Source organism: Chryseobacterium sp. SIMBA_038 (assembly GCF_046535115.1).
Taxonomy (GTDB): domain Bacteria; phylum Bacteroidota; class Bacteroidia; order Flavobacteriales; family Weeksellaceae; genus Chryseobacterium.
In genome coordinates, this window is record NZ_JAWRXH010000011.1 from 81,232 (window position 1) to 91,799 (window position 10,568).

12 protein-coding genes are annotated in these 10,568 nt (G+C 32.9%); 8 read left to right on the top strand and 4 right to left on the bottom strand.

Annotation, left to right across the window (positions count from 1 at the left end; genetic code table 11):
- Nucleotides 1–54 precede the first annotated feature (54 nt).
- From SB689_RS21680 to SB689_RS21710, 7 genes are all read left to right on the top strand, one after another.
- The gene (locus tag SB689_RS21680; RefSeq protein ID WP_410694163.1) at nucleotides 55–666 is read left to right on the top strand and encodes a transposase; all 612 of its coding nucleotides are present in this window, start codon (nucleotides 55–57) and stop codon (nucleotides 664–666) included.
- Nucleotides 667–823: 157 nt separating this feature from the next.
- Nucleotides 824–1,360 (top strand): SMI1/KNR4 family protein, encoded by a 537-nt coding sequence (locus tag SB689_RS21685; RefSeq protein ID WP_410694164.1) that lies wholly within the window; start codon nucleotides 824–826, stop codon nucleotides 1,358–1,360.
- Between the two features lie 43 nt (nucleotides 1,361–1,403).
- Nucleotides 1,404–2,183, top strand: coding sequence for a DUF4241 domain-containing protein (locus SB689_RS21690; protein WP_410694165.1), 780 nt, complete (start codon nucleotides 1,404–1,406; stop codon nucleotides 2,181–2,183).
- A gap of 205 nt (nucleotides 2,184–2,388) precedes the next feature.
- Entirely contained in the window at nucleotides 2,389–2,751 is a 363-nt protein-coding gene (locus tag SB689_RS21695; RefSeq protein WP_410694166.1) for a hypothetical protein, read from the top strand.
- Between the two features lie 20 nt (nucleotides 2,752–2,771).
- A complete protein-coding gene (locus tag SB689_RS21700) occupies nucleotides 2,772–3,263 on the top strand; it encodes a hypothetical protein (RefSeq protein ID WP_410694167.1) in 492 nt (163 codons plus the stop codon).
- Nucleotides 3,264–3,358: 95 nt separating this feature from the next.
- Nucleotides 3,359–4,054 (top strand): SMUG2 DNA glycosylase family protein, encoded by a 696-nt coding sequence (locus SB689_RS21705; protein WP_410694168.1) that lies wholly within the window; start codon nucleotides 3,359–3,361, stop codon nucleotides 4,052–4,054.
- Nucleotides 4,051–6,741 (top strand): DEAD/DEAH box helicase family protein, encoded by a 2,691-nt coding sequence (locus SB689_RS21710; protein ID WP_410694169.1) that lies wholly within the window; start codon nucleotides 4,051–4,053, stop codon nucleotides 6,739–6,741. The genes SB689_RS21705 and SB689_RS21710 overlap by 4 nt, the downstream gene beginning before the upstream one ends.
- Nucleotides 6,742–6,852: 111 nt before the next feature.
- On the opposite strand, the gene SB689_RS21715 is transcribed toward SB689_RS21710, so the two are convergent.
- The 4 genes from SB689_RS21715 to SB689_RS21730 all read right to left on the bottom strand — a co-directional run bounded on the left by SB689_RS21715 (nucleotide 6,853) and on the right by SB689_RS21730 (nucleotide 9,502).
- The gene (locus SB689_RS21715; protein ID WP_410694170.1) at nucleotides 6,853–7,683 is read right to left on the bottom strand and encodes a T9SS type A sorting domain-containing protein; all 831 of its coding nucleotides are present in this window, start codon (nucleotides 7,681–7,683) and stop codon (nucleotides 6,853–6,855) included.
- Between the two features lie 33 nt (nucleotides 7,684–7,716).
- Nucleotides 7,717–8,259 (bottom strand): phage tail protein, encoded by a 543-nt coding sequence (locus SB689_RS21720; protein ID WP_410694171.1) that lies wholly within the window; start codon nucleotides 8,257–8,259, stop codon nucleotides 7,717–7,719.
- A 47-nt stretch (nucleotides 8,260–8,306) separates the two neighbouring features.
- On the bottom strand, nucleotides 8,307–8,855 hold the full coding sequence (locus SB689_RS21725) for a phage tail protein (protein WP_410694172.1): 549 nt from the start codon (nucleotides 8,853–8,855) through the stop codon (nucleotides 8,307–8,309).
- A 302-nt stretch (nucleotides 8,856–9,157) separates the two neighbouring features.
- A complete protein-coding gene (locus SB689_RS21730; protein WP_410694173.1) occupies nucleotides 9,158–9,502 on the bottom strand; it encodes a hypothetical protein in 345 nt (114 codons plus the stop codon).
- A gap of 277 nt (nucleotides 9,503–9,779) precedes the next feature.
- On the opposite strand from SB689_RS21730, the gene SB689_RS21735 reads away from it, so the two are divergent.
- Nucleotides 9,780–10,544: an enoyl-CoA hydratase/isomerase family protein gene (locus SB689_RS21735; protein ID WP_410694174.1), complete on the top strand. Its 765-nt coding sequence runs from the start codon at nucleotides 9,780–9,782 to the stop codon at nucleotides 10,542–10,544.
- The last annotated feature ends 24 nt before the right edge of the window (nucleotides 10,545–10,568 follow it).

Below are 10,568 nucleotides of genomic sequence, written 5' to 3' on the forward strand. Positions count from 1 at the left end.
TAATCCTTGTCAAGGTTCCAAACCTTGACAAGGATTAAAACAACACACACACAAATGACAGACATTAGAACTACTCCCATTGAAGCAGATTGTTTTTACCATATTTATAATCGTGGAATTAACGGTGAAAATATTTTTAAATCAGATCGGAATTATTTGTTCTTTCTCAATAAAGTTTCTGAATTTCTTATTCCTGTTTGTGATGTATATGCATATTGTCTTATGTCCAATCATTTTCATCTTTTGGTTAAGATAAAATCTGATGTAGAGTTGGAAAGCCTTATTAAAGTTAGAAACCTAGACAAAGCATTTGTAGGACTTCACTCACCACAAAATATTTTCTCAAAACAATTTGCTCGAATTTTCAATTCTTACTCGCAAGCTTTTAATAAGGAAAATAACAGACATGGCTCTTTAATAGAATCTCCATTTAAAAGAAAACAGATTACGTCGGATGAATATTTAATTAATACAATTATTTATATTCATCAAAATCCGCAGAATCATTCTATGGCGAGCGATTTTTCAAAATATAATTTTTCCTCCTATCAATCCATTTTAAGCCATTCTAAAACTTTATTGAAAAGAAGTGAGGTTATTGAATTATTTGATAATAGAGAAAATTTTATTACGTCGCATAGAAAAATGATTGATTTTGAGTTTTGATTTTGAAGTCTGTTGCAAGCTCCCATCCTTGTCAAGGTTTTAAACCTTGACAAGGATTACAATACTCTATGTAAAATATTAGTTAAAGAGAAGTTTTAATTAAAAATGATAATTACTTTTACAGTAAAATCAGAATCTCATTTATTTAAAATAAAATATGGAACTACAATTTTTCAAAGACTTTGACTTTACAGATTTCTGGAGTGAAAGCAGTTATTCAGTAAGAGATTATATCGAAGAATTTCCTGATGATGAAATGATTGCTTCAATTGAAAACGAATTGGGTTACAAACTTCCTGCTTCTTATATCGAATTAATGAAAATCCAAAACGGAGGATTAGTCGAAAAAAGCTGTTTCCCAACAACAGAAGAAAATTCCTGGGCAGATGATCATGTTGCAATTACCGGAATTATGGGAATCGGAAGAGAGAAAACCTATTCTGTTTGTGGAGAACTCGGAAGTCAGTTTATGATCGATGAATGGGGATATCCAGCGATCGGAGTGTATATTGGCGATTGTCCTTCTGCTGGTCATGATATGATCCTGCTTGATTATTCGAAATGTGGTAAAGACGGCGAACCCGAAGTCGTTCATGTAGATCAGGAAGCTGATTATAAGAAAATTTTTCTGGCAAAGGATTTTGAAACATTTATTAAAGGATTAAAAGACGAAGAAGAGTTTGATGTAGACTAAATAAGCTGTATTTTTAATGCTTACAATTAAATCATAAATTATAATGAACGAAAACTGGATGCAAAAATGGGAAGAAGTAAAAGATATCATGGTTTGTCCTACAGACCTTGAAACCTATTTTACTTCGAATGAAATTCTGGGACAAAAAATGGAAACAATGGCCATCGGAAATGTTTCTCTTCCTTCCGGAAAAGTGGTGGTGAGAGATCCGCTTGTTTATCTGAGTTCTAATGAAAAACCTTATTTCATTCAGGCTCCGAAAGGAAATTTCCCTGTGACGATTGCTGTGGTAAAATCTGAAGATTGGGGCGACAGATACGCTGTTGTAAAAGTTAAATTTACCAAAGAGAAACCTGTTGTTTATCGTGAAGCTCTAATCGGAATTGAAGAATTGGAAGGAGTAACTGAAGACGATTTTTTCGGTTTCGGAGTTGATGCAGGTTTAGGATGTATTACTGATGCTGAAGTTCTTCCATTTATAGATAAATTTGTAGCTGAGACGGATGTCGACAATGTTTACGATGATTATTTTGCCGGAATTTTCGAACAAAGCTATAAAGACCATCCTAACAATCAGAGAGAAGCAGGAGATTGGATCAATTGGACGGTTCCTAATACAAATTATCAGATTCCGATGTTTGCAAGTGGCTTTGGTGACGGAAGTTACCCTGTTTACTTTGCTTATGATGCCAACGGCGATATTTGTGGTTTATATATTCAGTTTATTGATATAGAATTGGCTTTAAGTGAAGAAGGAGACGAAGATGATGTAGACGGCGATGAGGATAATGAACCTGAAAACTTTATTTTTCTTAAAGATTAAATTTCATTAATTTTTCTAAATGTAAGTAAAGTATTTATAATTGAGTTAAAAATTCAGAATGTTATTTTTAAACTGATTTAATTCAAAATAAGCATAAAATTTATATAATCCCTTTTGGTTTTAAACTGGAAGGGATTTTTTATTCACTAATTTTTGAAATATTTGTTATAAATTTTATATTTTTATTAAACTAAAAATTTTAACCATGAAAAAAACAATTTTATTTATTGCAAGTGCATTATCAATTATTTCATGTAGCAATGAAAGTTTAGCAATCTCACAGGAAGCTAATAAGACAGATGCTATGAAAAATTTTGCACAGGCAATGAAAATTATGACTAGACCAGAAAACCGAGCAACAGACGAGGAAAAACGCATGAAAAATTATCCGGAGCTAAGTGAAAGGAGAAAAGATTTATTGATACCGTCTGCAAAAGAACTCATAAAATCTAGAGATGTAAGTGATACTGAAATAGATGGAAAAACGCATGGAAACAAAGGAGATATTATAAATTGGGCTTTAGATATCTATTTCGATAATAAAAAAATTGCCAATTCTAAAAACTAATCCTTTAAATCTAAATTAACATGAAAAAAATATCATTACTACTTTTGCTTTGCTCAAGTTTATTTTACTATTCACAAATAAATGATTTCAAAATAGATAATGCTTCGTCTCAGGATATTACGTTTGTATCAATAAGTATGAATTTGGCTGATCCGCTATTGAATTGCGCTCCTTTGATATATAATGAATATCCCACATTGCTTCCGGCAGGAAAATCAACCTCTCATCAACAAATTAATAATGCACTTTCTGATGATCCTCCTGTGCAGTTTTGGCACTTAGTTGGTCAAAATTTTGATAAAGTGTATGATTTAACAATAGGTCCATTGGATAATGCAGATACAGACCTTGTTACTTGGTATCAGGTAATTATAAATTTACCGAACGGACAGAGCTTTACTCTTGGGAATGGCTGTATGGGAGGAGGTGTCTTTTCCTTTACATCGGGCAATATTTATGGAGAACTAATGTTTTTATCGGGTGCTGCTTACGTTCGTATAGAAGATATTTAAGCATAAAATATATTTCGAATAGCTTCAAAAACTTTTGAAGCTATTTTTTTATGCATTTTTGTTATATTAGTTTTTCTTTATCTAAACGACAAATTATGTTTAAAACCTTCGCTGAACAAGTCGTTCAGTTCAATAAAAATCTGGAATACTCAGGAGATCTTCCCGAAGGTTTTCAGGTCTTGAATCCATATTTGGATAATCCTGAAACAATGGAGGTCATGCAAAAGTTTTATCAAAAATATTATAACGATTCCAACAAAAGGAAATTCATTATTGGAATTAATCCTAGTCGTAATGGAGCAGGAGTGACAGGCGTTCCATTCACCGATACAAAACGATTGGAAAGCGTTTGCGGAATTACAATGAAATCTGCCCATACGCACGAAATTTCTTCTGTTTTTATGTATGATATGATCGAAGCATACGGTGGTGCAGAAGAGTTTTACAAAGATTTTTATATCAATTCTCCTTTCCCTTTAGCGATTGTAAGAAAAGCAAAAACAGGCTGCTTGAATGCCAATTATTATGATGATAAAAAGCTTTTCGAAGATGTAAAAGCTTTTATGATTGATTCTTTAAGGAAACACATCAGTTTAAATCTCGATACCTCAGAAGTCTTTATTTTAGGAAAGAAAAATGCAGACTTTATTTCTAAACTTAATAAAGAAGCAAAACTTTTTGATAAAATGACTGTTCTGGAGCATCCGAGATATATTCAACAATATAAATTGAAGGAAAAGGATTTATATATTGATAAGTATATTTTAGCCTTAAAAAATAATGTAGGATGAATACGTTTCCAGAAGGTTTAAAATTTAAATATGATTGGAGAAAATATCAGAAAAATTTTCTTGATAATGTTGACGAATATCTTACAGATAATCATCTTCATATTGTAGCTCCTCCAGGTTCTGGGAAAACGGTTTTGGGATTAGAGGTAATGCTAAGGCTCAATAAACCTGCACTGATTATGGCGCCGACTTTAGCCATCAGAAATCAATGGATTCAAAGATTTTGTGAGCTTTTTCTCAACAGAGAAACCACTCCTGATTGGATTTCTACAGATATTAAAAATCCCAGTTTTATTACCGTTACTACTTATCAGGGAATTCATGCTGCCTGCAATAACGTAAAAGAAATTGTTGATGAAGAAACAGCTGAAATTTCTTCCCATTATACAATTTCAGAAGTTGTAAAGAAATTAAGAAAGCAGAAAGTAGGAACTTTTATTTTAGATGAAGCCCATCATCTTCAAAATGCATGGTGGAGAAGTTTAATAGACTTAAAAACTGAAATTAACCCGACCATTGTAGCGCTTACAGCAACTCCTCCTTTTGATATTTCTGGCGGCGAATGGCAAAAATATATTCAATTGAATGGTGCTGTAGACATTGAAATCTCAGTTCCGGAATTGATGATTGAAGGAGATTTATGCCCGCATCAGGATTTAGTTTATTTTACGTTGCCAACACAACAGGAACAACTGAAAATTGAACAATATCATCTTCAGGCTAATGAATTTTTTCAAGAAATTAAAAATGATAATGTTCTTTTAAATGCAATAGAAAATCATTCTGTATATCAAAATCCGCAATTGCATTTAGAATGGATCTATGAGAATGTATCTTCCTATACTTCAGGGTTAGTTTATATGAATTTTAGAGGTAAGGAAATTCCTGAAATTCATTTTGAAATCATTGGTGACGAACAAAAATTTATCCCGGAATTTGATTTCTTTTGGTTTGAAGAATTACTTGATTTTTATTTATTTGTTGACGGAATCGATTTTAAAGATTCCGAAGAACATAGCACGGATCTAGAAAACCGATTAAGGCGACACGGTTTTCTAGACAAGAAAAGAGTTAGTTTTTTTGATAATAAAAATCTATCTCAGATTCTTAATTCAAGCATGGGAAAACTTCAAGGGATAAAAGATATAGCAGATTTTGAGTATTCTGTTTTAAAGGAAGATTTGAAAATGGTCATTCTTACAGATTTTATCAAAAAAGAATATTTAAGCACTGAAAAAACAAATAACTTCGATCTTGATAAGATGGGAGCTATTTCAATTTTTGAAAAATTAAGAAGAGAAAATTCTCAACATAAAAAAATAGGTGTTTTAACAGGCAGTATTGTAATTATTCCTAAAACAGCCTTAGAATTATTTGATGAGCTTTGTATGAAAAAAGGGATTCCAAAAGTTTCTGTTTCTGAGCTTTCGTATGATTGCGAATACTTTTTGGTTAATCTTTCAGAGTCTATAAAGCACGATATTGTGCATATTATTACAGAAATTTTTCAAAATGGTGAAATTCAAATTTTAATAGGAACAAAATCGCTTTTAGGCGAAGGTTGGGATGCTCCTAAAATGAACGCGCTTATCTTGGCAAGTTTTGTAAGCTCATTCGTTCTGTCCAACCAAATGAGAGGGAGGGTGATAAGAACCCAAAAAGATAATCCTGATAAAACCGGCAACATTTGGCATCTCGTATGTTTTGATGAAAATAGCGAAAATGGCGGACAAGATTTTGATATTGTAAGAAAACGATTTAAAACTTTTGTAGGAATTTCAAGTAAAGACAATCCTACCATAGAAAATAATTTTGAAAGATTAAATATCAAGACTATTGAGAATATTCACGAAATTTCATTAATTAATCAAAATACATTTGCTTCTGCCAGTGATAGGAAAAGTCTTTCTAATCATTGGAAAATAGCTTTAGATAAAGGAAATATTCTCATCGAAGAAATACAGATTCCTTTTGAAGAAATGAAAGACAATGAAAAAATGAAGATGAAATATCTTGGCAAAATGATAGGAAATTTTTCAGGAATTGCTGTTTCTTCTGTTGTTATGTTTTGGTGGGATTTATTGGTGGGAATGTTTCGATCAGCTAAATCGATTAATTCTGTAACAAGCTTTTCGTGGTTTGCATTTTTATTCGGAGCTGCTGGATTCTTGATCTATGGTGGAAAGTTTTACAGGGCATTACAACAATATTTTAAATATAAAAACATAGCAAAGCATATTGAATTAATAGGAAATATTGTTGTAGAAAGTTTAATTAATGAAAGAATTATAAGAACACCTTTTGAGAAACTTAAAGTAGTAAGTTCAGCTGATCATTACAAAAACTCAGCTTGTCATTTGGAAGGTGGAAGCAATTATGAAAGATCTCAATTTATACAAACGTTGCAGGAATTAATTTCTCCTGTTGATAATCCAAGATATTTGTTGGAGCAAAAAAGAAATTTATTTTTTATAAAGAAGAATAGTTACTATCCATTACCTGAAATTTTTGCTAAAAATAAAAAAAGTGCAGAGTTTTTCTGTAACAAATGGAGCGAAATGATGGAGGCGTCTAATTTAATCTTTACCCGAACAATCGAGGGTCGAAAAGTATTACTTAAATTAAGGTTTCAATCATTAATGAAAAGAAACGTAAGAATTGAGCATCTCCATAAATGGACAAGATAAAATAAAAATCCCCTGAAATAATTCAGGGGATTTCTTCACTTATGTATTAGAATCTTCGTGGTTAAAACTTATAGTAAAAAATTCATGGTTATTAGTTATTTACCCTATAAGTTACTTTTTAATAATTTTATAAGACTCAGAAGCTGTTTTCATGATGTAAACTCCGGTTGGAAGTTCAGAAATATTAGCTTCATTGATGCCTTTTTTAATCTCTAGGCTTTTTACCAGTTTTCCTTCCTGATTGTAAACCTCAGCTTTGGTATTTTCCTCAGTTTTTATTGTAAGAGGACCAGTTGTTGGGTTAGGATAAATGCTTGCCTGTTTTTTGGCGATGTTTGCATCTTCATTGGTTGCTAAGACAATACCTGTATCTTTTACCCAAGTGAAAGCGTCAAGACCTACATAGGTATAAAGACCGCCTGCTGTAATTTGAAGCTGATCAACAATAATATTTGAATAGTTCTGACCATTAAGGTTGGTTAAATCTATCAAAGTATATCCATTCGTAGAGCCTAAACTGGTTACGAAACCTGTAGTTTTGGTTTGTGTATACTTTGTAACTCCGTTTAGTTTACCTGTTATGGTAAGCGTACCAGCTACCGCTTGATTTAAACTTGTATCAGATAAGAATACCCAAAATCTGTTTACTTTATACAAATTTGATGTTGTTTTGATACTGAATGATGCTCCAACTGCAATATTTCCCGCTCCTGAATTGTCAATATATCTATTGTCGTTTGCTGTTCCATTCCAACCTGTATTTGGGTAGTTGGCCTGAATGTCAAACCCGCCTACATGAGTTAGAATGTTAAAGATTACTCCGTTATCTGTGAAGCTTGAACTTCCGTGAGATTCCGTTTCAAATTGTTCAGTACTAGTCTGCGCAAAGGTGAAAGTAGAAATGAGCAGACTACAGATTAAGAAAAAAGTAGTGCTTTTCATGATTTTAATTTTTAGATGTTTATAAAAGTAATTTTATGGTCTTGAAGGAAAAATTCCTTCTACACAAATCATATAGTTCATACCTAAGTATGGTGGCATATTTTCAATCGGTAAGTTTGCACCTGCAAAAGTAACTGAGGTTGCATTGATTACAGTGTCCGGCGCTGTATCTACAAAACTTGGAACCGCAGTGAAGTCTCTACCAACAGTTGTTCCTGAAACAGCAATTGATGAAGCTGATGATGGAGAAGCTGTTGTTGCATTAGATTTAGAGATTTTCAATTGGCTCATAAAACTTGGTAAGTTTGAGTTAAGCAAAGTTGTAGTTGGAGCTCCACCTACTTCACCAAGATTTACGGATTTTCCTGTATTAGCAATTCCTGAACCGATTGGTGCACGACCGTTTAGATTAGGTAAAGCAAAGTTTGTTGTACCGTTTCCTCCATAAGTCGTTCCTAGAAGTGAGAAAAGAGCTTGGTTTTGTGCAATACCTAATAAAGCTCCGTTGCATGCTAAATATCCTCTTGGGATAAAGTTTCCTGCAAACATTTTGATGGTTCCTAAATATTCTTCCATGATATTTTCTTTTTAATTGTTGGTTATTATTAATACTTATTTTTAAATTAAGGTCTTGAAGGATAAATTCCCTGAACACAAATAATGTAGTTAAGTCCCATATAAGGCATCATATTATTGGTGGGTTGATTCTGTCCGATAAACATTACAGATTGTGGATTAAGAAATGTAATAGATGCTGGAGGTGCATTGTCGATGAAACTTGGTACAGCTGTAAAATCTCTTCCGACAGTTGTTCCCGGGATTGCAATTGATGAAGTAGTAGATGGCGAAGCTGAAGTAGCATTAGCTTTAGCAACTTTTAATTGACTTGTAATCGTAGGTAAGTTCATAGACATGATCGTCGTTTGTGGAGTTCCAGACTGTTCTCCCAATATGTAAGTTTGGCTTCCGTTGCTTCCAACTCCCAGAGGATAACGCCCGTTAAGGTTTGGTAAAGCAAAAGTTGAAATACCGTCCCCTCCATAGGTAGTTCCTAAAAGAGAGAAAAGAGCGGAATTTTGTGCAATACTTAATAATCTTCCATCGCAGAACATAAAGTTTACAGGGGCAAAGTTTCCGGAGAATGATTTGATGACTCCCATTAATTCTTCCATGATATTATTTTTTTCAGTTTTAAATGTTCCTACTCTTTTTTAAGGCTTTTCGGATCTCGCCAGTGTTGTGATGATTGTTTTAACACATTTCAAAGGAACGATTTATACAAAAGCAGAAATAGAGTAGAAAATACCAAATTGAGGACTCCGTATTTCTACGTAACGAATATTTTTTAGATATTAAATTCTTTAAAATGTATAGATATAGAAAGCCCTTCAGAAGATTCCGAAGGGCTCGATCTATTTTTTAAGATGTGATAACTTTTCTGATTGTAAACTCATGAAAAATTAGTGAAGAATCTTTATTTCTGTTGAGTTGTAGGCTCTACATAATCTTCAGGAATTGCATCTTCAGCTGAATTTACGATTCTTGTAACAGCGAAAACGGTTGGTGTTTTCTGTATAATAGCAAACTGGCTGTAAGAAGTTCCTGATGATTCGTAAGGAATCGCCACGATATCTCCGTTTGGAGTTTTAACAGTAGCTGTGATTTTCGTTAGTAAGCATACGCCTCTGCTGCTTGCTTTCCATGTTGTAAGCGGAGTTACGGTATAACTGTCATTTGAACAGAAAATACTTGCGTAATCAACATTTCCTGATACAACATAATTTGTCGAATTGTAGATTTCTACTAGTGGATAACCCATGATAATTAGTTTTTGTGATTAGTTTTTTTCCTACTCGTTTTTCAATGGTTTTTCGGATTTCACCATATTCATATTTTTTTTGAAGCTTCGTTAAATGAACAATACAAATGTAGTTTCGTATACAGGCAAAAAATAGAGTAGTAGTTACCAAATTGAAGATTGAGTATTTATACCTATTGTAAAAATTGAATTGATGTAAGCTTAATTTATATGGTTTAAATTTTCGTTAAAAGCTTCGTATTTAGTATTTTTGTAAGAATCTAATTATAATTAAAAAATGAACGAATTCGTAGTTTCAGAACTGAAAAACAATATCGCCGAGATCACATTCGGAACTCCAAAAAGTAATTCTCTTCCGGGAGCAATTTTAGAAAAACTGGCTCAGACCATTTTGGATGAAGGTGCTAAAGATGAGGTTAAAGTTATTCTTGTAAAAAGTGAAGGTGAAAAAGCATTCTGTGCAGGAGCAAGTTTTGACGAACTTTTATCTATTGAAGAGCTGGAAGCATCAACAAAATTTTTCGGAGGTTTTGCTAAAGTTTTGAATGCGATGAGAAATTGCGGTAAAATTGTTGTCGTAAGAGTTCAGGGAAAAACGACCGGAGGTGGAGTAGGTCTTGCTTGTGGAGCAGATTATTGTTTTGCAACAAAAGATTCTGCTTTGGCTTTAACGGAGATCAACTTAGGAATCGGGCCATTCGTGATCGGGCCATATGTTGAAAGAAAAATTGGCAAGTCTCAGTTTTCAGCAATGGCTATTGATGCAGATTTCAGATCAGCAGAATGGGCAGAGCAACATAATGTGTATCATTCAGTTTCAGAAAATATTGCAGAAATGGATGTTAAGTTAGAGAAATTTATGCAGACACTAGCTACAAGAAGCAGTGATGCTTTGGCTTTAATTAAAAAAGTATCTTGGGAAGGAACCGATCATTTCAATGAATTAATGCCTGCAAGAATTCACATGAGCGCAAGTTTGATTCTTGAAGATTCTGCGAAGAAAAATATTGAATCTATTAAAGAAAGGTTGAGAGCTAAGTAAATATTCAATTAAATAAAATGTAAA

Coding starts and splice junctions, on each gene's coding strand:
- SB689_RS21680 (WP_410694163.1), top strand. CDS start 55: ATGACAGACATTAGAACTACTCCCATTGAAGCAGATTGTTTTTACCAT.
- SB689_RS21685 (WP_410694164.1), top strand. CDS start 824: ATGGAACTACAATTTTTCAAAGACTTTGACTTTACAGATTTCTGGAGT.
- SB689_RS21690 (WP_410694165.1), top strand. CDS start 1,404: ATGAACGAAAACTGGATGCAAAAATGGGAAGAAGTAAAAGATATCATG.
- SB689_RS21695 (WP_410694166.1), top strand. CDS start 2,389: ATGAAAAAAACAATTTTATTTATTGCAAGTGCATTATCAATTATTTCA.
- SB689_RS21700 (WP_410694167.1), top strand. CDS start 2,772: ATGAAAAAAATATCATTACTACTTTTGCTTTGCTCAAGTTTATTTTAC.
- SB689_RS21705 (WP_410694168.1), top strand. CDS start 3,359: ATGTTTAAAACCTTCGCTGAACAAGTCGTTCAGTTCAATAAAAATCTG.
- SB689_RS21710 (WP_410694169.1), top strand. CDS start 4,051: ATGAATACGTTTCCAGAAGGTTTAAAATTTAAATATGATTGGAGAAAA.
- SB689_RS21715 (WP_410694170.1), bottom strand. CDS start 7,683: ATGAAAAGCACTACTTTTTTCTTAATCTGTAGTCTGCTCATTTCTACT.
- SB689_RS21720 (WP_410694171.1), bottom strand. CDS start 8,259: ATGGAAGAATATTTAGGAACCATCAAAATGTTTGCAGGAAACTTTATC.
- SB689_RS21725 (WP_410694172.1), bottom strand. CDS start 8,855: ATGGAAGAATTAATGGGAGTCATCAAATCATTCTCCGGAAACTTTGCC.
- SB689_RS21730 (WP_410694173.1), bottom strand. CDS start 9,502: ATGGGTTATCCACTAGTAGAAATCTACAATTCGACAAATTATGTTGTA.
- SB689_RS21735 (WP_410694174.1), top strand. CDS start 9,780: ATGAACGAATTCGTAGTTTCAGAACTGAAAAACAATATCGCCGAGATC.